Genomic DNA, 23,115 nt, shown 5'->3' with positions numbered 1-23,115 from the left:
TGAACGCAGTCGCTTCGCGATCTGTCAGTGGGAGCTTTCAACTCCCACTGACATAAGCATCCCACTCACCCACCGCTTAGTGCTCCGCGCACTTGAAGCGGGGGAATGCTTATCTGCGTTCAAGATCTTATTTCTATGTTTACTTTTTGATGCTCCATGTCTCACATAAAGTATCATGGCTTATCCATTTATTTTTAGTGCTTTTCTTTCATTTTTCTCTTATAGTACTTTTCTAAGCTTCTTTCATACTTTTACAAAACTTCAGTGTCTTTTCTTAAATGTTTCACGTGGAACAATTTTTCTTCCCATCAATGTTTTCTTTTTGTACTTATCCGTAAACCATTTTCTTTTTCATGTGCATTTTCTCTCAGATGTTTCACGTGGAACATTTCCGCTCTATATATACGTTTACTAACACTTTCCATCTTCCGTTTTTCACATAAACCGGTTTTCTTGTTCATATACGTTTTCTTTCAGATGTTTCACATGGAACATTATATTTCGCTCTCAACTCGTTTTTTATTAAAATGTTTCATGTGAAACAATCTGCTCTTCCGATTTTTTCGCTCTGATGTTTCACGTGGAACATCGCCATTTTCTTTCCATGTATTTCCCATCAAGCACAACTTTTTTCCCTCATTTCGATATTCCTCTGTGAACTACATCGGCAATTGAATAACCGAGGATTCCCGCTTGTTATCCTAAGTCCAATATATCACCAATCTTCCTACTACCGCCTTTTAATCTGAAATCTTTCTCTCAGACAACTGCCAATTTTCTTCAGAAACATTTCATACTTTCGCCTGTTGTATCTCCCCACCAATTATATTATAATATACCCATGGAACAGCCCGGGAAAGCGGTATGAATTCACTGCTCTTCTCTCGCAAAAGTTCCTGTTTCTATTCGATATTCCATCATCCAATTTCGAGGTGAACTATGAAAGTAAAAAACAGAATCATCACTGCTGTTCTTCTCTCTGCCGGTGCGGCTGTCGGAACAGCGCTGATCAACAAATACATCAAGATGTCCGCGGTTTCAAGAAATCTTCTGGCTCAGCCGGAGCCACGCTGCTATCGCTGGAGACTTGGCAATATTTACTATACAAAGACTGGAACAGGAAAACCACTTCTTCTCGTTCATGATCTGACTCATGCATCCAGCGGCTGTGAATGGGATTCTTTGATCCCGCTTTTAAAAGAACATTACACCATTTACACGATCGACCTTTTAGGCTGTGGCCGTTCCGAAAAACCGAACCTGACTTATACAAACTTCCTCTATGTGCAGTTGTTAAACGATTTCGTGAAGTCTGAGATCGGTCGCCGCACAAATATTGTCGCTACCGGTGCCTCCGCTCCGATCGCAACAATGGCCTGCGGATACAATCCGGATCTCTTTGAGCAGATGATGTTCATCAATCCGGACTCACTCCTCTCCTGCTGCCATATACCGGGAAAATCTGCAAAATGTTACAAGTTGATCCTCGATCTCCCGATCGTCGGAACTCTGCTCTACAATTTTGCATCTGCGAGAAGTATCATCTCCAAAACATTCTCCGAGAACTACTTCTACAATCCGTACGATGTAAATCCGCACAACCTCGACAAATATTATGAGTCCGCCCATCTTGGCGACTCTCCGAAGTCTGTCTACGCCAGCGTCCAGTGTAATTACACGAAATGTAACATCACAAAAACTCTGGAAAAGATCGACAACAGCATCTATATTCTCGGCGGTGAAGCGGAGCCGGATATCGATCTGATCACAAAAGAATATACGAAGTGCAACCCAGCGATCGAGTCCAGCACGATTGCCAACACAAAACATCTTCCGCAGATTGAAAAGCCAGAGGAGGTCAGCTCGATCATTCAGATGTTTTTCAACTGATGACATTTATCAAAAATATCCCAAATGTTTCACGTGAAACATTCCTGCCCATAAATAAAAACAAAGCGCCGGTCCTGTGTAAATCAGGATCAGCGCTTGTTTTTTATCAATAATCGTTACTTCAACGGTTCCTTCCCCGGAAGTCCCGCCTTTCTCGGATATTTCTTTGCAGTGACTGCCATCTTCTTGACCGGGACAAAGGTGCGTTCCACATCTGTCTCCGGAAGAACTTTTACGATCACTTCTTTCAGTTCTCCGCCGAGTTTTTTTACCGCAGATTTCGCCTGTTCGATCTCCTCGTCAGCTTTCCCCGATTTATACGGAATAAAATAGCCGCCTTTTTTCACGAACGGAATGCAGTATTCGGAAAGTGTGGACATATTCGCAACCGCGCGGGATACGCAGAGATCAAACTGTTCCCTGTATTTCGGGTCGCGGCCGTAATCCTCGGCGCGGCCGTGGACTGCTGTGATATCAGTAAGTCCCAGTGCCTCGATCACTTCATTTAAGAATCCGACTCTCTTATTTAAGGAATCCAAGAGTGTGATCTTAAGGCCAGGAAATGCGATCTTTAACGGGATTCCCGGAAATCCCGCTCCGGTTCCCACATCGATACAGCTGTATTTCGATGACGCATCCAGTTTTAATCCAAGCTCAGGTGCAGCAAGAACAAGGAGCAGACTGTCCACGAAATGCTTTGTGATCACATCTGAAAGCTCCGTGATCGCCGTGAGATTCATCACTTTATTCTTCTCGATCAGCATCTCATAATACTTGAAAAACTGCTCTTTCTGCTGATCCGAAAGCGTCACTCCGAGATCCACGCAGCCCTGATCCAATAATTTTACAAATTCATCTGTCATGTTATTACTTTCTCCCCATCTGCTCCAGATGTACCATCAGCACGGAAATATCAGCCGGAGACACACCGGAAATTCTGGACGCCTGGCCGATATTCTCAGGTTTGTAGAGATTCAGTTTCTGGACTGCCTCTCTTCGAAGGCTGTTCACCGTCGTATAGTCGAGATCCGCCGGGATTTTTCTTCCTTCCAGCTTCTTGAACTGAGCTACCTGCTGCTTCTGTCTGCGGATATATCCGTCATATTTCAGATTTATATCAACTTGTTCCCGCACATCAGCCGGAAGTTCCGGTCTCTTCTCGTCGAGTTCCGCCAGCATCTCATAATTCAGTTCCGGTCTCTTAATGAGTTCTGCGAGTGTGCTTCCGGATTTTAATGTTGTACTTCCATGTGCCTCAAGGAACTTCTGAACTTTCTCGTTCGCTCCGATCGTCGCCTTTTCCAGACGGGCGATCTCCTCCTCGATGGCTTTTTCTTTCCATACCACGTATTCATACTGCTCATCCGACACAAGGCCGATCTCATGTCCGATCCCACGAAGTCTGAGGTCCGCATTGTCCTGGCGAAGGAGCAGACGATATTCTGCTCTCGATGTCATCATACGGTACGGCTCATGGTTCTCTTTCGTGACAAGATCATCGATCAGAACCCCGATATACGCCTGGGAACGGTCAAGGACCACTGCACTCTTCTCCTGCAGCTTTCTCGCCGCGTTGACGCCGGCCATGAAGCCCTGAACGGCAGCTTCCTCGTATCCGGAGCTTCCGTTAAACTGGCCGCCGGAGAATAATCCATCGATATTTTTAAATTCGAGAGACGCTTTTAACTGTCTCGGGTTGATGCAATCATACTCAATTGCATATGCATTTCGAACAATTTTGACATTTTCAAGCCCCGGAACAGTCCGGTACATCGCATACTGGACATCCTCCGGAAGAGAACTCGACATTCCGCCGAGATACATCTCGTTCGTGTAGAGTCCCTCCGGCTCTACGAACACCTGATGGCGCTCCTTATCCGGGAATTTTACAACCTTATCCTCGATCGACGGGCAGTATCTCGGTCCCGTTCCTTCGATCGCACCGGAGAATAACGGCGAACGGTCCAGGTTGTTCCGGATGATCTCATGAGTCTTCTCATTTGTGTAGGTCAGCCAGCAGGAAATCTGGTCTTTCTGCACCGACTCCGGATCCGTGGAGAAGGAGAACGGAACGACGCGCTTGTCTCCGAACTGCTCTTCCATCTTCGAAAAATCGATACTTCTCTTATCTGCTCTCGCCGGAGTTCCTGTCTTAAAGCGGTACATCTCGATCCCGTTTGCCTTTAAGGAGTCTGTCAGATGGTTGGCCGCCTGCAGACCGTTCGGTCCTGTCGGATTGCTGACATCCCCGTAGATGCATCTCGCGCGGAGATATACGCCGGTTGCAAGAACGACCGCGCGGCACTTATAGATCGCGCCGGAATACGTTTTCACGCCGATGATCCTCTTTTTCACCGGATAGCTGCTCTCCTGCTGCCCGTTTTCTCCGTGTTCCTCTTTAAAGGTCCCGTATTCTCCCGGGATCTCCTCCGTCAGGATCTCAGCCACCTCGGCCTGGCGGATCGTCAGGTGGTCCGTGTTTTCAAGGACGCGGCGCATGGATCTCGTATACTCCTGCTTATCCGCCTGGGCGCGCAGGGAATGGACCGCCGGCCCCTTTGACTCGTTTAACATCTTTGACTGGATAAATGTTTTATCGATATTTTTTCCCATCTCTCCGCCGAGGGCATCCAGCTCACGGACAAGATGTCCCTTGGAACTTCCTCCGACGTTCGGGTTGCACGGCATCAGAGCGATGCTGTCCACGCTGACCGTGAACATGATCGTCTCAAATCCAAGTCTCGCTGCCGCAAGTGCCGCCTCGCATCCCGCATGGCCCGCACCGACAACTACAATATCATATGTCTCCTCTACTACCGGCATTTTATTTCCTCTTTTCTATTTTCCCATACAGAATTTGCTGAAGATCTCGTTCACCAGATCATCCTCCACGGATTCCCCGACGATGAGTCCCAGCTTCTCATACGCATCCATCAGATCGATCGAATAGAAATCCTCCGGCATGCCGTTCTCAATACTTTTCTCAACCATGGACATGCTATCAAAAGCATCCTTTAGAGCCCTCACATGGCGCACATTCGTGATCATGACCTGGTCGTTGAAGTCGATCTCACCTTCATAGAATAAAGCCTTTATCTCCTCTTCCAGAAGGTCAATTCCGGTCTCCTCCTTTGCGGAGATCCCGATCACCTTATGTCCCGACCGCTCTTCCACTTCTTTCGCGGACACGACCGGTTCCAGGTCGCTCTTATTTAAGAGGACAACGGCTTTCCGGTCATTTATGAAGTCCATGATCTGATAATCATTCTCATCCAGCTCTCTCGATCCATCCACGACGTAGATGATCAGATCGGCCTTCTTTGCCTCTTCCATCGCGCGGGAGACACCGATCTTTTCGACCACATCCTCCGTGTCCCGGATCCCGGCCGTATCCACAACATTTAAGCTGATCCCCTGAAGGTAGATATGTTCCTCCAGAATATCTCTCGTGGTTCCTGCCACATCCGTCACGATCGCGCGGTCCTCACCGACTAAAACGTTCATCAGCGACGATTTTCCGGCATTCGGTTTCCCCAGGATAACCGTCTTCACGCCCTCTGAGACCACGCGTCCGTTTGAGGAGGAACGGATCAGTTTTTCCAGTTTTTTCTTCACGGAAAGGACCACGCCGAGGAGCTTCTCCCCGTATCCGTCCAGGGAAATATGCTCCGGGTCATCGAGCGCCGACTCGATAAAGGCGATCTCGTAGATGATCTGATCCCGGATCTCATGGATCTCCTTCGACACGCTTCCGCGAAGCTGGCTGACAGATGACTGCAGCGCATATTCATTTTTCGCGTTGATCACGTCGATGACGGCCTCCGCCTGTGAGAGATCGATCCTGCCGTTCAAGAAGGCGCGTTTTGTGAATTCTCCCGGCTCGGCAAGTCTCGCTCCAGCCTTTAAGACTGTCTCCAGGATCCGTCTTGTGACGAGCATTCCGCCATGACAGTCGATCTCAACGGTATCTTCCGCCGTATAGCTTCTCGGTCCTCTCATGAGCATCAGAAGGACCTCATCGATCGTCTCATCTCCATCATAAACATATCCGTAATGGATCGTGTGACTCGCAGCTTCCGAGAGCTTCTTCTTTCCCGGGGAGCGGAACACTTTTTCCGCAACTTCCACCGCATTTTCACCGCTGATCCGCACGATCCCGATCCCGGAATTTCCCATCGCCGTCGCGATCGCTGCAATCGTATCTGTATATTCCATAATCTCCATCCTGATATTCCTGCTGCCTGTTTCATATTCCAGACAGACAGCATCGCAATTTTTCCTGTTCCGCACATTTTGGAAGCAGAACTTCTATCATCTGATCCTGCCGCAATTCGGTTTCCAAAATGCACGGGAATTCACACAATTTGTCACCCTATCATAGCACAAAGGGGCTGCCATAGGCAACCCCTCTTTCATTCCGATATGCTTGTTTTATTCCTGCTCACGACGAGTATTTTCGTAAGCGGATGTTCTCTCGCGTCTCTCGTATCTCGGTCTTCTCTCCCTGCGCTCTTCCTTCTTTAATGCGATCACAACATGACGGAACGGATCCTCACCTTCGCTCTTTGTGAATACGTATTTATCGTTCTGAAGTGCAGAGTGAATGATCCGTCTTTCGTACGGGTTCATCGGCTCTAAGGAAACCGGACGTCTTGTCCGTTTTACTTTGTAAGCAATATTCTTTGCGAGAGTCTCCAGTGTTTCTTTTCTTCTCTCTCTGTAATTTTCGGTATCCAGCTTGACTCTTAAGTAGTCCTCAGATTCCTTATTTACAACAAGGCTTACAAGATACTGAAGGGAATCGAGTGTCTGTCCTCTCTTACCAATGAGAAGTCCCATCTCCTCGCCGGTCAGATTGACATCCATCTCCTTTTCCTCTTCATTCATTTTCACTTCCACATCAACAGCAAGGCCCATTGCATCGAAAACGGAATTCAGGAAATCTACGGCCTTATCGTCAACGGTCTCGATCTTCTTCGCGCGGATCACTGCCGGCTTGGAACCAAAGAGTCCGCCAAGAACTCCAGCACTTCCCTTTTCCACGACCTCGTACTGAATCCGATCACTGCTCACACCGAGCTGCAGGGATGCCTGTGTGATTGCATCTTCCACAGTTTTCGCAGTCACTGTAATCATTTCCATAACAGAACCCCCTTATTATTTTCGCTTGTCATGTGCCTCATTGTACTTCTGGACCATCGCTGCTTTGGAAGCGAGACTTCCCGGTTTCGCGTTGGTGTTGTAGTACTTGCTGGACTCCTCGATCTGTTTCGCGATCTTTTCCTTCTTAACTTCCTCAGCAACTTTTTCCTTCTCCTCCTCAGCCTTGATAGCCTTTAAGGATGCGGTAGCGTTCTGAGTTACCTTAGCCGGCGGAAGTCCCTGTTTTGCACGTTTCTTATTTACCTTTTCCAGGTTCTTTGCGATCATATCGTCGATGTTTACCTTATCCATGTACGCGTTAACGATGAGCTGCTGGATAATTGTAACAACGCTGGTCGCGATCCAGTAGATACCAAGACCTGCCGGCATCGTGATACAGATGAACGCGGAGAATAACGGCATTGTCGTTGTCATAGTCTTCATGGACTGGGCCATCGGATTCTCTGCATCTGCGGATGTGGACGGCTGATTTCCGCTCATGAGCTTTGTGCTGAACCACTGGGATACTGCCGCAAGAATCGGGATGATCCATGCGAAGGACGGTACCCAGCCCGGCGCCTCTGCCATATTTAAACCAAGGAACGTGTTCATTCTCTCGACAACAGCAGCATTCTGGCCGATCACATCAGAGATTGCCGGGAACAGTGCCTGAAGTTCTCCCCACTGGGATGTGGAGAATTTATAGAGCATGTCTACAAGACGGTTTGCATTTGTGAAATCAAACTTGTCTAATTTTCCGCCGCAGGCGGTTGCGATATTTGTGATTTCCTGTAACTTCTGAGCATAGTCAGCCTGTCCCATCAACGGAGTGACAACGTTGTCGAAATAAACGCGGACAGACGGAACGTATGCCGGAATATTGTAGATGACACGGTACAGTGCAAGAAGGATCGGCATCTGGATCAGCAGTGGAAGGCATCCGCCTGTCATGCTTGTGCCGTACTTCTCGTAAACAGCCTGAATCTCCACGTTCTGACGCTGCATGGACTCCTGATCTGACTTTCCTTTATACTTCTTCTGGATCGCCTGGATCTCCGGATTCATGACAGACATGAGTTTTGTGGTTTTCTGCTGTTTGATCGTCAGCGGTATCATCAGTGTTTTCATTACGATCGTAAACAGAATGATGCACAGACCTACATTAAACACGCCGAAGCTGCTTGTAAATCTGAAGAGGATGTCCATGACATAGCCAAGGACAGTCGCGATCGGTCCCAGAATGGAACCAGCCTTCGTCAAAACCATATCTTACCTCCTGGGGTTTTCTACGGGACTGGATCATAACCGCCTTTTGCAAACGGGTGACATCGCAGAATCCGCCTGCAAGCAAGATAAGTACCTTTTATAGCGCCGTATTTCTTGATCGCTTCCATGGCGTACTGGGAGCAGGTCGGCGTATAAATACAGTGAGGGCCGATACAGGGAGAGATAAACTTCCTGTAAATCTTGATCAGACCAATCAGTACCCATTTCATAAACCACTCACTTCGATTCTTTTAAAATGTTATGAAGCCCGCATAAGTGCAGAAATGCACTCTCAATCTTGTCGAAATTTTTGTCTTTTGCCGCGACCCGCGCGACAACGATGATGTCTTTGCCGTCTTCTAATATGTCCTTATTTAACCGGAAACTTTCACGGACAAGTCTCGCGAACCGATGTCTCACGACGCTGTTTCCAACCTTTTTGCTGGCGGAAATGCCGATCCTCGTGTCCTCCCGTCCCGAATCCATCACGTACATGACCAGATATTTGTTTGCGTAGGACTTTCCACCGCGGTAAACCGTCTGGAAGTCCTGATTTTTCTTTAACGAATTGAACCTTTTCATTCAATACCTCTCTGAATAACAAAAAAGAGTATCCAAAAGTTTTCCTAAACTTCCGGATACTCTCTTGGTTCATTAAGCAGATAATCTAGCTCTACCTTTTGCTCTTCTGGCAGCTAAAACTTTTCTGCCACCTGCTGTTGCCATTCTCGCTCTGAAACCATGAACTCTTTTTCTCTGAGTGTTCTTCGGCTGAAATGTCATCTTCATAAACCCGGCACCTCCTCTTACTATAAATTCAAGTACCTTCTCATGTACATATAAACTAAGACATATTGAAGCATCGTATCGATTATATAAAAATTGCCGTCCTTCGTCAAGACCAAATTTCAAAAAAATCCTTAAATCATGGGGATTTCCGACTCATATCTTTGTAATTTTTTCGCCTGTTATCCACATTCCGGCTTTCCGGAGAGTCCTCATACAAACGCCCGTCTTTCTCTCTCCGTCATCCAAAAAGGGGGACAGCTTTTCGCCATCCCCCATAAAATGTATGTTTCGATTTTATGTCACTATATTTAGTATCTCTTCATTATTATATAGAAGCTGCAGCTCTCTATTTGCTGCGATGCACACTCTTCCGGCTCACGATCAGCCGTTGTTTTTCATGATCTTAAACAGGACCTTCGTGATCGCTGTTGTAAGAATACCGGCAACGATCGCCTCCGGAACTCCAAATCCGAGGATGATCCCGAGGATCACATCGTAGATGTGCTCGACTGCTTTGTTGGACGCTGCGGCATAGCTCTGTCCGAAGAAGATGTAGATTCCATTCATGACAAGCAGTGTGTTTGTCATACCTCCTGCAATACCAGCCACCCAGAGGGCAACGGTCTGGCTGCCTTTGATCCCGTGAGCGACCTTCATGATCAGCTTATATACATAATAAGCAACGATGCCGATGCATACACGCGGCACGATCGCGATCACGGCGCTCCACATGTTTCCGCTGTATCCGCCGATCGTAACAAACGGGCTGAATACAAAGGAGGTCACACCAGGGGTAATGGTCGCTTTTACGAGGCTGGTCACACCAAATACCAGTCCTAAGTAAGCGCCGTACTTCGGTCCGAGAATGATCGCTCCGATGATGACCGGGACGTGAATGATCGTCGCATTCATAAAGCCTAACGGGATGTAACCGAGAAACGGTACGACCGACATGGCGATGATGATCGCGGTAAAGATCCCGGCGAGGGACATGTCCAGAACTTTCTTTTCAATTTTCATTTTTCAATTCCTCCTGCTACTGTTCTCTTGCGAGATACAATGCAATATAGTCACGACTTGCATTATACCGTGTCATCGTCTCAGAGTCAAACTGTTTTCCTGCATTTTCCAATTTTTCCATTTTACAGATTTCTTCTCCCGGTATTCCGTGCCCTGCATTTTTTCTTCCTATACACAAAAGAAATTTTTCTCAGCATCTCTCCTGCTGCCCGCCTGATTTCAGCCTCTCTGCCCGACCTGTCCATCCTTCGCGGACACAACCTGTTGTATTTTTCGTGTCCGTTCCTGGCGTACATCTTGTTATGTGGGTATTCACATGTTTTCCACCCGCAATTATCAACTTATCCCCAAATCGTGGATAAGTTGTGGATAACTTATTGGAAAAGTTGTGGATTTTCACATTTGACATTGAAAATTATCCTCTTTTACGTTAGAATAAGATTAGATTGGGTTTATGTGCTTTTGTGGACAGGTCCCCACCTTTTCCACAGCTATGCACATCGTTATACACATGTTTAGGAGTATGAATATGCTGGAAGAAATCAAAGCTAAATGGGACGAAATCCTTTTAAATATCAAAGAAGAACACGATATTTCAGAGGTGTCCTACCGCACATGGCTGCTGCCGCTGATCCCGGATTCTGTGGATAAAGATATCCTCACGATCCTGGTGCCGGATTCTGCCTTCATCAGCTATGTGAAAAAGAAATATGAATTCCTGTTGACAATTACGATCGAGGAGATCACAGGTTTTCAGTGTAAACTGGATTTCAAACTGAAATCTGACGTGAAGGAACCGGAAAAAGAGAATCGTCTGATCAACGTGAACAATAATACGGTCAGTCAGCTTGCTCTTCAGAACGCAAACTTAAATCCGCGCTACACATTTGATACCTTCGTAGTCGGAAAAAACAACAATCTTGCCCATGCTGCATCCCTGGCTGTTGCGGAATCTCCGGGCGAGATCTATAACCCGTTATTTATTTATGGAGGCGTGGGACTCGGAAAAACACACTTAATGCATTCCGTTGCCCATTTCATCTTAAAAAATAACCCGAGCGCAAAGATCCTGTACGTGACTTCCGAAAAATTTACGAACGAACTGATCGACGCGATCCGTAACAAAAACAATGTTTCCACCACGGAATTCCGTGAAAAATACAGAAATAATGATGTTCTTCTGATCGATGATATCCAGTTCATCATCGGCAAAGAAAGTACCCAGGAAGAATTTTTCCATACATTCAATGCCCTCTATGAGGCAAAAAAGCAGATCATTATTTCTTCCGACCGTCCTCCGAGAGAAATCGAAACACTCGAAGACCGTCTTCGTTCCCGTTTCGAATGGGGACTTACCGTAGATATCCAGCCGCCGGACTATGAGACCCGGATGGCGATCCTTCGGAAAAAAGAAGAACTGGAAGGATACAACATTGACAACGAGATCATCAAATATATCGCTACCAATGTAAAATCCAACATCCGTGAACTGGAAGGTGCGCTCACAAAGATCGTCGCTTCCAGCAAATTAAATAATAAGGAGATCAATCTTGAACTTGCCGAGGAAGCATTGAAAGATCTGATCTCTCCGAATGCAGCCCGTGAAGTGACGCCGCAGCTCATTATTAATGTAGTTTCTGAGCATTTCGGCATCACTCCTCTCGATCTCATCGGTCAGAAACGAAGCAAGGAACTCGTATTTCCTCGCCAGATCGTCATGTATCTGTGCGGTGATATGACAAATGAGTCTCTCCAGAATATCGGAAAAGCTCTCGGCGGTCGTGATCACACGACGATCATTCATGGAACGAAAAAGATCGCCAGTGAATTAAAGACTGATGAGAATTTAAAGAATACGATCGATATTTTAAAGAAAAAGATCAACCCGCAGTAGGCGTGTGAACTGTAACTTTGAATGCGCAAAACAGCTTTGTGGATTTTTTCGTGGAAATCCCGTTGAAAATTTGTGGATAAAAATCGGATAATTTTTCCGGATTTTTGCCTGTGGAAAACTCTTCGGTTGTCCTTCCGTATTTTTTTAGTTACCCACAATGGTTTTCACAGCGTTTTTTTCAGTGTTTCACAGGGCTTTTTCCCCTTATTAACAAATTCACACCCCCTACTACTGTTAAGACGAATATCTTTTATATATTTCTTTATCTTATGAACGTTTCTCAAGAAAGGAAGTTATCAACAACTATGAAACTGACATTCCAGAAGACCGCTCTTTTAAACGGTATCAATATTGTTCTCAAGGCAGTTCCGTCAAAAACAACGATGCCGATCTTAGAGTGCATCCTGATTGATGCATCTACAGATGAGATCAAACTGACAGCTAACGATATGGAGCTCGGCATTGAGACAAAAGTTGAAGGTGATATCCTTGAAAAAGGTAAAATTGCACTGGATGCAAAGCTTTTTTCTGAAATTGCAAGAAAATTATCTGATTCAGATTCCCTTGTAACGATCGAATCTGACGAAAAATTCAATACTGTGATCGCCTGTGAGAACTCTGTATTCAAAATTCAGGGAAAAGATGGTGAGGAATTCTCCTATCTTCCGTATATTGAGAGAAATAAAAACATTACACTTTCCCAGTTTTCCTTAAAGGAAGTGATTCGCCAGACCATCTTCTCCATCTCTGTTAATGACAGCAACAAGATGATGACAGGTGAGCTTTTTGAGGTAAACGGCGATACATTAAGAGTTGTTTCTCTCGATGGTCATCGTATGGCAATTCGCAAAATTGTATTAAAAGATGAATATGAAAGCACAAAAGTCATCGTTCCGGGAAAAACTTTGAATGAAATCAGTAAAATTCTGACCGGAGACAACGAAAAAGAGGTCCAGATCTTCTTCGGAGCGAACCATATTCTCTTCGAATTTGATGATACGATCGTTGTTTCCCGCCTGATCGAGGGCGAATATTTCAAAGTAGATCAGATGCTTTCCAGTGATTATGCCACAAAAGTGACTCTGAATAAGAAAGATTTTCTCGACAGCATCGAGAGAGCCATCATTCTGATCCGCGAAAATGATAAAAAACCGATCATTTTGAACATCGAAGATTCAAAAATGAGCCTGAAATTAAATTCCAGTTTCGGTACGATGAATGCGGAGATCCTGATCCATAAGACAGGCCAGGATCTGATGATCGGATTCAACCCGAAATTCTTAAGTGATGCACTCCGCATCATCGATGATGAGGAAGTAACTCTCTATATGATGAACGCAAAATCTCCGTGTTTCATCAAAGATGAGGAAGAAAATTATATTTATCTGATCCTTCCGGTAAACTTTAACGCGGCTGCGATCTAAAAACAGATGAAATTTTCCCGAAATTCCAGAAAAATCCGGAGTTTCGGGCTGGTTTTTTCAGAAAACCGGAATAAAAAAGGAGAAAAATGGAAAGTATTCACTTAAAAGATGAATTTATCAAGCTGGGACAGGCATTAAAACTTGCCGGTCTTGTTGGCTCCGGAGTGGACGCAAAGTTTGTGATCCAGGACGGACTTGTAAAAGTAAATGGGGAAGTTGAGACCCAGCGCGGCAAAAAACTTTACCCTGGAGATACTGTTTCCTATGACGGAAAGACATTTAAGGTAGAAAAGTAAGGATTTTTTCATGTTCATAGAATCCATCGAGCTGTCAGATTACAGAAATTACAGTCATTTACATATCGATTTTCATAAAGGAACGAACGTTCTTTATGGAGATAATGCCCAGGGAAAGACGAATATCCTGGAGGCAGTCTATGTGTGCAGCACAACAAAATCGCATCGGGGCAGCAAAGATAAAGAGATCATCAGGTTCGGTGCAGATGAATCCCATATCAAAATGATGGTCCGCCGGGATGGAATTCCCTACCGGATCGATATGCATCTGAAAAAAAATAAGGCAAAAGGGGTCGCAGTCAATGGCGTTCCGATCAAAAAGGCAAGCGAACTTTTCGGGATCGTCAATGTGATCTTCTTTTCACCGGAAGATCTGAATATCATCAAGAACGGACCTGCCGAGCGGAGACGCTTCGTCGACCTGGAACTTTGCCAGCTGAATAAGCTCTATGTCTACAATCTGGTACAGTATAACAAAACGGTTATACAACGGAATAAGCTATTAAAAGACATGGACCACAACGCGTCTTTAAAAGACACGCTCCCCATGTGGGACGAGCAGCTCTTAAAGTATGGTGCCGAACTAATAATTATGCGTTCCGAGTTTATAAAAGAGCTGAATCCCCTGATCGCCGGGATCCATGCCGGACTGTCCGGCGGAAAGGAAACACTTTCCATCGCCTATGAGCCGAATGTGACGGCGGAGAATTTCAGGGAACAGCTCGCAAAGAACCAGTTTCAGGAGATTAAACAGAGGCAGACCCTGACAGGACCGCACCGCGATGACCTGAATTTCATCGTGAACGGAACAGACATCAGACGTTTCGGTTCCCAGGGACAGCAGAGAACGGCAGCTCTTTCTTTAAAACTTGCGGAGATCGAGCTGGTGAAAAAGATCGTAAAGGATTACCCGGTGCTTTTACTGGATGATGTCCTTTCTGAACTTGACAGCAAGAGACAGGAACATTTACTTTCAGAAATTACCCACATCCAGACCCTGATCACCTGTACAGGGTTGGATGAGTTTGTAAACAGCAAATTCCGGATGGACAAGATTTTTAAGATTGTTGAAGGAACGGTAGAGAGCGAAGACTAAAGGAGGAACTTCATGAGCGCAGAATATAATGCAGATCAAATCCAGATTCTGGAGGGACTTGAGGCTGTAAGAAAAAGACCGGGAATGTACATTGGAAGTACGTCTTCGAGGGGACTTCACCATCTGGTATATGAGATCGTGGATAACGCAGTGGATGAGGCCCTGGCAGGATACTGCGACACCATTGATGTGCAGATCAACGCGGATAATTCGATCACGGTCATTGATGACGGACGTGGAATCCCGGTCGATATCCAGAAAAAAGCAGGACTGCCTGCAGTTGAAGTCGTATTTACGATCCTTCATGCCGGCGGTAAGTTCGGCGGCGGGGGATACAAGGTATCCGGCGGTCTGCACGGCGTAGGTGCATCCGTTGTAAACGCGCTGTCGGAGTGGCTTGAGGTTGAAGTCTACCACGGAGGAAAGATCTACAAGCAGCGCTATGAGCGCGGAAAAACGATGTATCCGTTAAAGATCGTTGGCGACTGTCCGGCTGACAAACACGGTACCAAGGTTTCCTTCCTCCCGGACAAGGAGATCTTTGAGGAGACGGTCTATGACTATGACACCTTAAAGATCCGTCTCCGCGAGACGGCATTCCTGACAAAGAACTTAAAGATCATTTTACGGGATGACCGCGAGGACAAGAAGGAAAAGGTATTCCACTATGAAGGCGGGATCAAGGAATTTGTCAGCTATTTAAACCGCAGCAATGTGCCGCTGTATGACACGGTCATCTACTGCGAGGGCAAGAAGGACAACGTGCTGGTGGAGGTTGCCATGCAGCACAACGATTCCTACACGGAGAATATCTACAGCTTTGTAAACAACATCAACACACCGGAGGGCGGAACCCACCTGACCGGTTTCAGAAATGCCCTGACCAAGACATTCAACGACTACGGAAGAAAGAACAAGCTTCTTAAGGACAGCGAGCCGGCTCTTACCGGTGAGGATATCCGTGAAGGTCTGACGGCCATCATCAGTGTCAAGATCGAGGAGCCGCAGTTTGAGGGACAGACGAAGCAGAAACTCGGAAACAGTGAGGCGAGAGGCGCTGTGGACAGCGTGGTATCGGAACAGCTCACCTACTTCCTTGAGCAGAATCCGTCCGTCGCAAAGACGATCATCGAGAAATCCGTTCTTGCCCAGCGTGCGCGCGCAGCGGCGAGAAAAGCGAGAGATTTAACGAGAAGAAAGACCGTTCTTGACGGTTTATCACTTCCGGGAAAACTTGCAGACTGCTCCAGCAAACACCCGGAGGAATGCGAGATCTACATCGTTGAGGGAGATTCCGCCGGCGGTTCCGCGAAGGACGCGAGAAATAAGAGCACCCAGGCGATCCTGCCGCTCCGCGGAAAGATCTTAAACGTGGAGAAGGCGAGACTCGACAGGATCTACGGAAATGCGGAGATCAAATCCATGATCACGGCGTTCGGTACCGGAATTCATGAGGATTTCGATATCTCGAAGCTCCGCTACCACAAGATCATCATCATGACTGATGCCGATGTGGACGGTGCCCATATCAGCACCCTGCTTTTAACCTTTATCTACCGGTTCATGCCGGAGCTCATCAAACAGGGCTACGTTTATCTGGCACAGCCGCCGCTCTATAAGATCGAGAAAAACAAGCGGGTATGGTATGCGTACAGCGATGAGGAGTTAAACAACATCTTAAAAGAGATCGGACGTGACCAGAACAACAAGATCCAGCGTTACAAAGGACTTGGTGAGATGGACGCGGAGCAGCTCTGGGAGACGACCATGGATCCGGAACACCGAATTCTTTTACGTGTGACCATGAACGAGGAGATGACATCGGAGATCGATCTCACCTTCACGACACTCATGGGAGATCAGGTAGAGCCGCGCCGTGAGTTCATCGAACAGAACGCGAAGTACGGAACTCTTGACATTTAATGCGGCAGCAGGGCGCTCCGGAAAGAGATAAAATCCTTCCGGAACGTCAGGCGGCGCAGTTTACGCAGGTTTAAGGCGCAGCGCAGGCTGCATTGGAGGAAAGAATGGAACCGAATATTTTTGACAAGATTCATGAAATAGACTTAAAGAAGACCATGGAAAAGTCGTACATCGACTATGCCATGAGCGTTATCGCGTCGCGAGCGCTCCCGGATGTCCGTGACGGCTTAAAACCGGTACAGAGACGTGTCCTCTACTCCATGGCGGAATTGAACAACGGTCCGGATAAGCCCCACAGAAAGAGCGCCCGTATCGTCGGCGATACCATGGGTAAATATCATCCGCACGGAGACAGCTCCATCTACGGAGCATTGGTAAACATGGCTCAGAAATGGTCCATGCGCTACATGCTCGTAGACGGACACGGAAACTTTGGTTCGATCGATGGCGACGGTGCCGCTGCCATGCGATACACCGAGGCGAGACTCAGCAAGATCTCCGTTGAGATGCTGGCGGACATCTATAAAGATACCGTTGACTTTATCCCGAACTTCGATGAGACCGAGAAAGAGCCGACCGTATTGCCGTCCAGATTCCCGAACCTTCTTGTAAACGGCGGAACCGGTATCGCAGTCGGAATGGCGACAAATATCCCGCCGCACAACCTTCGGGAAGTCATTGCGGCAGTAGTAAAGATCATCGACAACCAGGTGGAGGAAGGAAGACAGACCTCCCTGGAGGAGATCTTACAGATCATCAAGGGACCGGATTTCCCGACAGGAGCTGAGATCCTCGGAACAAGAGGAATCGAGGAGGCGTACCGTACCGGACGCGGAAAGATCAGAGTCCGCGCCGTGACAAATATCGAGACCGCACCGAACGGAAAGAGCCATATCATCGTCACAGAGCTTCCGTACCTTGTCAATAAGGCAAGACTGATCGAGAAGATGGCGGAGCTTGTAAAGACAAAGAAGATCGACGGCATCACCGGCATCACCGATGAATCCAACCGTGAGGGAATCCGCATCAACATCGAGCTTCGGAGAGATGTAAATGCGAATGTCCTCTTAAACCAGCTCTTAAAGCATACACAGCTGCAGGATTCCTTCGGCGTGATTATGCTGGCGCTGGTAAACAATGAGCCGAAGGTCCTGAACCTCCTTCAGATGCTGGAGTACTATCTGGATCACCAGAAGGACGTTGTGACCAGAAGAACGAAGTACGACTTAAATAAGGCGGAAGAGCGTGCCCATATCTTAGAGGGCTTATTAAAGGCTCTGGACCACATTGACGAAGTGATAAAGATCATCCGCGGTTCCGCGAATGTCGCTGAGGCGAAGCGGGAACTCATGGAGCGCTTTGAGCTCACGGACCCGCAGGCACAGGCGATCGTTGACATGCGTCTGCGTGCTCTCACAGGTCTGGAACGCGAGAAGCTTGAGAATGAATATAAAGAACTGGAGGCAAAGATCGCGGAATTGCGCGCAATCCTGGCTGATGAAAATAAATTATTAGGTGTGATCAAAAAAGAGATCCTTGTGATATCCGAGAAGTACGGGGATGACAGACGGACAAAGATCGGCTTCGACGATGATATGTCCGTGGAAGATCTGATCTCCGATGATGACACTGTTATTGCCATGACAAATCTCGGCTACATCAAGAGAATGTCCGTGGACAATTTCAAGAGCCAGAACCGCGGCGGCAAGGGGATCAAGGGAATGCAGACGATCGATGAGGACTTCATCGAGGATCTTCTCATGACCACGAACCATCACTACATCATGTTCTTTACGAACATGGGACGCTGCTACCGGATCAAGGCGTACGAGATCCCCGAGGCAGGCAGAACAGCCCGCGGAACGGCTATTGTGAACCTTTTACAGCTTCAGTCTGGTGAAAAGGTTACAGCGGCGATCCCGATGCGTGAGATCGATGATGACAAGTACCTCTTCATGGCCACAAAGAACGGTATGGTAAAGAAGACCCCGATGCGCGAGTACAGCAACATGAGAAAGACGGGTCTCCAGGCGATCCTGCTCCGTGAAGGTGATGAGCTGATCGAGGTAAAAGTGACAGATAATACCGAGGATATCTTCCTCGCTACAAAATTCGGTATGTCCATCCGCTTCAAGGAAACGGATGCGAGAATTACCGGCCGTGTTTCCTATGGCGTGATCGGCATGAAGCTCGATGAGGGCGATGAAGTTGTCGGCATGCAGATGGCAAGCCAGGGCGAGTACATGCTCGTTGTATCGGAAAAGGGATACGGAAAGAGAACAGGAATCTCTGAATTTAAGCTGCAGCTGCGCGGCGGTAAGGGACTTCTCTGCTATAATGTGACAGAAAAGACAGGAAATCTTGTCGGAATGAAACTGCTCGACGATGGAAGAGACATCATGCTGATCACCAATGAAGGAATTCTGATCCGCATGGGTGTTGACGATATCTCCGTGATCGGCAGAAACACATCCGGCGTAAAACTGATGAGCATTGATGCCGACTCCAATGTCCGCGTTGCTTCCATCGCGAAAGTGCGTGAAAGCAGCCGCCAGGATGAGGAGGACGAAAATGTGGAAGATCCGGAATCTGAGGAAAATGAGGACGGAGAAATCACAGAGTGATCATGCTCATGAATAGAAAAAACGGTTGTGAGATCATTTTCCGGCCGTAAGCAGGATTTCTGACTATGGAGTGATTGGATACAGGAATCTGGATATACCGGGTTCCTGTATTTTTTTAAACATTATTTAACAATGAACATAGGAGGATGCGGCGATGGGAATTACAAAAGCAGAGGCATTAAAAGCAGTTGACAGAGAGCGCGGACCGGTGTGTGAAGCCAGTGACAGGATCTGGGACCAGCCGGAGACTGCGTTCCAGGAATTCCATTCCACGGACGTATTGTGTGAACTTCTTGAAAAAGAAGGATTCGGGGTGGAGAGAAATCTTGCGGGGATCGCGACCGCGTTTTCCGGTACCTACGGATCAGGAAAGCCGGTAGTGGGCATTCTCGGTGAGTTTGACGCTCTGTCAGGCCTCAGCCAGGAGTCTGAGAGCCTGGAAAAGACCGCACTGGTCGATGGCGCACCGGGACATGGCTGCGGCCACAATCTTCTCGGAACAGGCTCTGTAGCGGCTGCAATCGCGGTAAAAGAGTATCTGGAGAAGAACGGGAAAGAGGGAACCGTGATCTTCTTTGGCTGTCCGGGCGAGGAAGGCGGATCCGGAAAGAGCTTTATGGCGAGAGACGGCGTGTTTGACAACCTGGATTTTGCGGTGACATGGCATCCGGGCGATAAAAATGTGGTTTCTGTCGGAAGTTCCCTTGCGAACTATCAGATCATCTACCGTTTCTACGGACAGGCATCCCATGCGGCGGCATGCCCGGAGCTTGGAAGAAGCGCACTTGACGCTGTGGAGCTTATGAACACAGGTGTGCAGTATTTAAGAGAGCATATCATCCAGGAAGCACGCATTCACTATGCGATCACCAACACAGGCGGATATTCTCCGAATGTCGTTCAGCCGTACAGTGAGGTCCTCTATCTGATCCGTGCGCCGAAGAACAGCCAGGTGAAGGAGATCTACGAGCGCGTCAACGATATCGCGAGAGGTGCGGCTCTCATGACGGGAACAAAAATGGAGCTCCAGTTCGTAAAAGCATGCTCAAATCTCGTGGACAACACGGTCATGGAGGAGATCATGCAGAAGAACCTGGAGGAGATCGAAAGAGAACCGTACACTGCTGAGGAGATCGAATTCGCGAGAAAGATCGGCGAGACGTTCGGCGGAAATCATGTGGACATCCAGGATGTTCTTGTAAGATATGAAAAATCGAGAAAAGCGGCTGTGGAACAGTTCCTGGCACCTCATGCGGATGATGTGCTCAACGACTTCATCGTTCCGCTTATGGATACGGAGGAGTGTTTAAAGGGATCTACAGACGTTGGTGACGTGAGCTGGGTATGCCCGACGGCGCAGATCAACGCTGTGACGGAGGCAGCAGGAACACCGGGCCATTCCTGGCAGATGGTTTCCCAAGGCAAATCTTCCATTGCACACAAAGGCATGCAGTTTGCCGGAAAGGTCATGGCGGGAACTGTCATTGACATGCTGGAAAAACCGGAGCTTATCGAAGAGGCGAAAAAAGAATTAAGAAGACGCGTCGGCGCGGAGGGATATATTCCGCCGATCCCGGAAGGAATCCGTCCGATGGCGATCAATCCAAAAAAGTAATAGGGAGGAAAATCGTCTATGAGGACCGTTCAGGCGAGTGAGATCACAAAAAATATCCGGGAAATGTGCATTGAGGCGAATCATTTCCTTTCGGATGACATGAAAAAAGTATTTGATGAGAGTGTAAAGCGGGAAGAATCCCCTCTTGGAAAGCAGATCTTAAACCAGCTTCAGGAGAATCTGGAGATTGCCGGGAGAGACATGATCCCGATCTGTCAGGATACGGGGATGGCCGTCGTTTTCATCAAAGTCGGCCAGGAAGTACATATTGAAGGGGGAAATCTGACGGATGCCATCGATGAAGGCGTCCGCCAGGGATACGTGGACGGATATCTGAGAAAATCCGTCGTTCGTGATCCGATCGACCGCGTGAATACAAAAGACAATACACCAGCGATCATTCATTATGAGATCGTCGATGGGGACCAGGTGGATATTACAGTGGCACCAAAAGGATTCGGAAGCGAAAATATGAGCCGTGTGTTCATGTTAAAGCCTGCGGACGGCATTGAGGGAGTAAAAGAGAAGATCCTGGAGGCTGTCCGCGATGCAGGACCGAATGCCTGTCCTCCGATGGTGGTGGGAGTCGGCATCGGCGGCACGTTTGAAAAGTGTGCCCTGATGGCGAAACATGCCCTGACGAGAAATCTGGAAGAAGAATCTCCGGTGGCCTATGTCCGTGACTTGGAAAAAGAGATGCTGGAGAAGATCAACGGTCTCGGGATCGGACCGGGAGGTCTTGGCGGCCGCGTGACTGCTATGGCCGTCAATATCGAGACATATCCGACGCATATTGCAGGACTTCCTTTGGCAGTGAATATCTGCTGTCATGTGAACAGGCATGCGCATCGCGTTATTTAATAAGAGGATCGGAGGAAACCATGGACAGACAGATCAGTGTACCAATTAAGAAAGAAGACGCATTGTCTCTCCGGGCCGGAGACTACGTGACTCTTACGGGAACCATTTACACGGCGAGAGATGCGGCACATAAAAGAATGCAGGAGGCTCTGGATGCGGGGGAAAGTCTTCCGATCGAGATGCAGGGAAATGTAATCTACTATATGGGACCGTCCCCGGCAAGAGAGGGACGGCCAATCGGATCTGCAGGACCGACAACGGCAAGCCGTATGGATAAGTACGCACCGAAACTTTTAGATCTTGGTCTGGGCGCCATGATCGGAAAGGGAAAGAGAAGCCAGGCTGTGATCGACGCCATCGTAAGAAATGGTTCGGTCTATTTCGCAGCGATCGGCGGCGCAGGGGCTCTTTTATCCCAGCGCATCAAAAAATCCGAGGTAGTCGCCTATGATGATCTCGGGACCGAGGCAATCCGGAAACTGGAAGTGGAAGATTTCCCGGTGGTAGTCGTGATCGACTCCCAGGGCAATAATCTGTATGAGACTGCGATCAAAGAATATCAGAAATAATATGAAATAGCAGATGGATCAGAAGCTCAGAACTGCAGCATGATCCTGCAGAGGGGGATTTTCGGGTAGTTTTCCCGGAGATTGCTGTGTGCAGGATCAATTTCTGAGCTTCTTTCTGTCTGGAAGATGAATAAGCTTCAGGCTGCACTTACATAATATAGGAGTACAAGCCCATTCAGATCAGTTGTGCAGCTGCTGATCTGAGAATATTCTCTGCGAACACAGAACGCAGGAAAAACATGCAGTAAAAAATAATAAAAAAGATGGAAAAAGTTGTTGACAAAAAGAAACAGAGCTTGTATAATAAATCCTGCGTCTGGCGAGTTCGCCCGACAAACTTAATAAATGATAATTAGCTACGGTAATAAGGAGAAATACTCAAGAGGCCGAAGAGGCGCCCCTGCTAAGGGTGTAGGTCGGGAAACCGGCGCGAGGGTTCAAATCCCTCTTTCTCCGTTCGTCTGATTGAAAATCTTCAAAAAAGAACTTCAAAAAAAGATGAAAAAAGTTCTTGACAAACCGGAAACGGTATGATAGACTGAATGAGTTGCTGCTGAAGAACAGAGAGCAACAAAAACAAAGTTCCTTGAAAACTGAACAGTATGTAAAACCCTGAAAATTCTTATAAAATGGTCTTTGGTTTAGACCATGAATGAGAACATTCAGAACAAAACCTAACAAAACAGTAGAACGGTTTAAAAATTAG

19 protein-coding genes and 1 tRNA gene are annotated in these 23,115 nt (G+C 47.4%); 11 read left to right on the top strand and 9 right to left on the bottom strand.

What is annotated here, in order from left to right:
• The first annotated feature begins 939 nt into the window (after window positions 1-939).
• Window positions 940-1,890: an alpha/beta fold hydrolase gene (locus GPK90_RS08950; protein ID WP_215702790.1), complete on the top strand. Its 951-nt coding sequence runs from the start codon at window positions 940-942 to the stop codon at window positions 1,888-1,890.
• Between the two features lie 116 nt (window positions 1,891-2,006).
• Here the strand turns inward: GPK90_RS08950 and rsmG are convergent, their stop codons facing one another.
• From rsmG to GPK90_RS08905, 9 genes are all read right to left on the bottom strand, one after another.
• Complete coding sequence (gene rsmG / locus GPK90_RS08945) at window positions 2,007-2,753, bottom strand: 16S rRNA (guanine(527)-N(7))-methyltransferase RsmG (protein ID WP_215702789.1); 747 nt, start codon at window positions 2,751-2,753, stop codon at window positions 2,007-2,009.
• A gap of 4 nt (window positions 2,754-2,757) precedes the next feature.
• Window positions 2,758-4,713, bottom strand: a complete 1,956-nt coding sequence (gene mnmG / locus GPK90_RS08940) for a tRNA uridine-5-carboxymethylaminomethyl(34) synthesis enzyme MnmG (RefSeq protein ID WP_118728622.1) — start codon at window positions 4,711-4,713, stop codon at window positions 2,758-2,760.
• A 15-nt stretch (window positions 4,714-4,728) separates the two neighbouring features.
• On the bottom strand, window positions 4,729-6,105 hold the full coding sequence (gene mnmE / locus GPK90_RS08935; protein ID WP_215702788.1) for a tRNA uridine-5-carboxymethylaminomethyl(34) synthesis GTPase MnmE: 1,377 nt from the start codon (window positions 6,103-6,105) through the stop codon (window positions 4,729-4,731).
• A gap of 216 nt (window positions 6,106-6,321) precedes the next feature.
• Window positions 6,322-7,032, bottom strand: coding sequence for an RNA-binding cell elongation regulator Jag/EloR (gene jag / locus GPK90_RS08930; protein ID WP_118533365.1), 711 nt, complete (start codon window positions 7,030-7,032; stop codon window positions 6,322-6,324).
• 15 nt (window positions 7,033-7,047) lie between these two features.
• Window positions 7,048-8,298 carry a YidC/Oxa1 family membrane protein insertase gene (locus GPK90_RS08925; RefSeq protein ID WP_215702787.1) on the bottom strand — a complete coding sequence of 417 codons (1,251 nt, stop codon included), beginning with the start codon at window positions 8,296-8,298 and terminating at the stop codon, window positions 7,048-7,050.
• A gap of 20 nt (window positions 8,299-8,318) precedes the next feature.
• Window positions 8,319-8,528, bottom strand: a complete 210-nt coding sequence (gene yidD / locus GPK90_RS08920) for a membrane protein insertion efficiency factor YidD (protein WP_118297692.1) — start codon at window positions 8,526-8,528, stop codon at window positions 8,319-8,321.
• Between the two features lie 7 nt (window positions 8,529-8,535).
• Entirely contained in the window at window positions 8,536-8,880 is a 345-nt protein-coding gene (gene rnpA / locus GPK90_RS08915) for a ribonuclease P protein component (protein WP_118297693.1), read from the bottom strand.
• 72 nt (window positions 8,881-8,952) lie between these two features.
• Window positions 8,953-9,087 (bottom strand): 50S ribosomal protein L34, encoded by a 135-nt coding sequence (gene rpmH, locus GPK90_RS08910; RefSeq protein ID WP_015552758.1) that lies wholly within the window; start codon window positions 9,085-9,087, stop codon window positions 8,953-8,955.
• A 381-nt stretch (window positions 9,088-9,468) separates the two neighbouring features.
• Window positions 9,469-10,107, bottom strand: coding sequence for an ECF transporter S component (locus GPK90_RS08905; protein ID WP_118533375.1), 639 nt, complete (start codon window positions 10,105-10,107; stop codon window positions 9,469-9,471).
• Between the two features lie 529 nt (window positions 10,108-10,636).
• Here GPK90_RS08905 and dnaA point away from each other — a divergent pair.
• From dnaA to GPK90_RS08855, 10 genes are all read left to right on the top strand, one after another.
• Window positions 10,637-12,001 (top strand): chromosomal replication initiator protein DnaA, encoded by a 1,365-nt coding sequence (gene dnaA, locus GPK90_RS08900; RefSeq protein ID WP_118297695.1) that lies wholly within the window; start codon window positions 10,637-10,639, stop codon window positions 11,999-12,001.
• Between the two features lie 305 nt (window positions 12,002-12,306).
• The gene (gene dnaN, locus GPK90_RS08895) at window positions 12,307-13,425 is read left to right on the top strand and encodes a DNA polymerase III subunit beta (protein ID WP_118297696.1); all 1,119 of its coding nucleotides are present in this window, start codon (window positions 12,307-12,309) and stop codon (window positions 13,423-13,425) included.
• An 86-nt stretch (window positions 13,426-13,511) separates the two neighbouring features.
• A complete protein-coding gene (locus tag GPK90_RS08890) occupies window positions 13,512-13,721 on the top strand; it encodes an RNA-binding S4 domain-containing protein (RefSeq protein WP_118297697.1) in 210 nt (69 codons plus the stop codon).
• Between the two features lie 10 nt (window positions 13,722-13,731).
• Window positions 13,732-14,817: a DNA replication/repair protein RecF gene (recF, locus tag GPK90_RS08885; protein ID WP_215702786.1), complete on the top strand. Its 1,086-nt coding sequence runs from the start codon at window positions 13,732-13,734 to the stop codon at window positions 14,815-14,817.
• A gap of 12 nt (window positions 14,818-14,829) precedes the next feature.
• Window positions 14,830-16,740 carry a DNA topoisomerase (ATP-hydrolyzing) subunit B gene (gene gyrB, locus GPK90_RS08880; protein WP_118322277.1) on the top strand — a complete coding sequence of 637 codons (1,911 nt, stop codon included), beginning with the start codon at window positions 14,830-14,832 and terminating at the stop codon, window positions 16,738-16,740.
• A gap of 104 nt (window positions 16,741-16,844) precedes the next feature.
• On the top strand, window positions 16,845-19,364 hold the full coding sequence (gyrA, locus tag GPK90_RS08875) for a DNA gyrase subunit A (RefSeq protein WP_215702785.1): 2,520 nt from the start codon (window positions 16,845-16,847) through the stop codon (window positions 19,362-19,364).
• A 154-nt stretch (window positions 19,365-19,518) separates the two neighbouring features.
• Entirely contained in the window at window positions 19,519-20,979 is a 1,461-nt protein-coding gene (locus GPK90_RS08870) for a M20 family metallopeptidase (protein WP_215702784.1), read from the top strand.
• An 18-nt stretch (window positions 20,980-20,997) separates the two neighbouring features.
• Window positions 20,998-21,840 carry a fumarate hydratase gene (locus GPK90_RS08865; protein WP_118533381.1) on the top strand — a complete coding sequence of 281 codons (843 nt, stop codon included), beginning with the start codon at window positions 20,998-21,000 and terminating at the stop codon, window positions 21,838-21,840.
• 20 nt (window positions 21,841-21,860) lie between these two features.
• Entirely contained in the window at window positions 21,861-22,409 is a 549-nt protein-coding gene (locus GPK90_RS08860) for a Fe-S-containing hydro-lyase (RefSeq protein WP_118322280.1), read from the top strand.
• A 368-nt stretch (window positions 22,410-22,777) separates the two neighbouring features.
• Window positions 22,778-22,865, top strand: a tRNA-Ser gene (locus GPK90_RS08855).
• Window positions 22,866-23,115 lie beyond the last annotated feature (250 nt).

Origin of the sequence: Clostridium sp. MCC344 (assembly GCF_018785365.1) — a bacterium.
GTDB lineage: Bacteria > Bacillota > Clostridia > Lachnospirales > Lachnospiraceae > Pilosibacter.
The sequence above is the reverse complement of the archived record's forward strand: the minus strand, read 5'-3'. Positions and strand labels throughout refer to the sequence as shown.

Coding starts and splice junctions, on each gene's coding strand:
- GPK90_RS08950 (WP_215702790.1), top strand. CDS start 940: ATGAAAGTAAAAAACAGAATCATCACTGCTGTTCTTCTCTCTGCCGGT.
- rsmG (WP_215702789.1), bottom strand. CDS start 2,753: ATGACAGATGAATTTGTAAAATTATTGGATCAGGGCTGCGTGGATCTC.
- mnmG (WP_118728622.1), bottom strand. CDS start 4,713: ATGCCGGTAGTAGAGGAGACATATGATATTGTAGTTGTCGGTGCGGGC.
- mnmE (WP_215702788.1), bottom strand. CDS start 6,105: ATGGAATATACAGATACGATTGCAGCGATCGCGACGGCGATGGGAAAT.
- jag (WP_118533365.1), bottom strand. CDS start 7,032: ATGGAAATGATTACAGTGACTGCGAAAACTGTGGAAGATGCAATCACA.
- GPK90_RS08925 (WP_215702787.1), bottom strand. CDS start 8,298: ATGGTTTTGACGAAGGCTGGTTCCATTCTGGGACCGATCGCGACTGTC.
- yidD (WP_118297692.1), bottom strand. CDS start 8,528: ATGAAATGGGTACTGATTGGTCTGATCAAGATTTACAGGAAGTTTATC.
- rnpA (WP_118297693.1), bottom strand. CDS start 8,880: ATGAAAAGGTTCAATTCGTTAAAGAAAAATCAGGACTTCCAGACGGTT.
- rpmH (WP_015552758.1), bottom strand. CDS start 9,087: ATGAAGATGACATTTCAGCCGAAGAACACTCAGAGAAAAAGAGTTCAT.
- GPK90_RS08905 (WP_118533375.1), bottom strand. CDS start 10,107: ATGAAAATTGAAAAGAAAGTTCTGGACATGTCCCTCGCCGGGATCTTT.
- dnaA (WP_118297695.1), top strand. CDS start 10,637: ATGCTGGAAGAAATCAAAGCTAAATGGGACGAAATCCTTTTAAATATC.
- dnaN (WP_118297696.1), top strand. CDS start 12,307: ATGAAACTGACATTCCAGAAGACCGCTCTTTTAAACGGTATCAATATT.
- GPK90_RS08890 (WP_118297697.1), top strand. CDS start 13,512: ATGGAAAGTATTCACTTAAAAGATGAATTTATCAAGCTGGGACAGGCA.
- recF (WP_215702786.1), top strand. CDS start 13,732: ATGTTCATAGAATCCATCGAGCTGTCAGATTACAGAAATTACAGTCAT.
- gyrB (WP_118322277.1), top strand. CDS start 14,830: ATGAGCGCAGAATATAATGCAGATCAAATCCAGATTCTGGAGGGACTT.
- gyrA (WP_215702785.1), top strand. CDS start 16,845: ATGGAACCGAATATTTTTGACAAGATTCATGAAATAGACTTAAAGAAG.
- GPK90_RS08870 (WP_215702784.1), top strand. CDS start 19,519: ATGGGAATTACAAAAGCAGAGGCATTAAAAGCAGTTGACAGAGAGCGC.
- GPK90_RS08865 (WP_118533381.1), top strand. CDS start 20,998: ATGAGGACCGTTCAGGCGAGTGAGATCACAAAAAATATCCGGGAAATG.
- GPK90_RS08860 (WP_118322280.1), top strand. CDS start 21,861: ATGGACAGACAGATCAGTGTACCAATTAAGAAAGAAGACGCATTGTCT.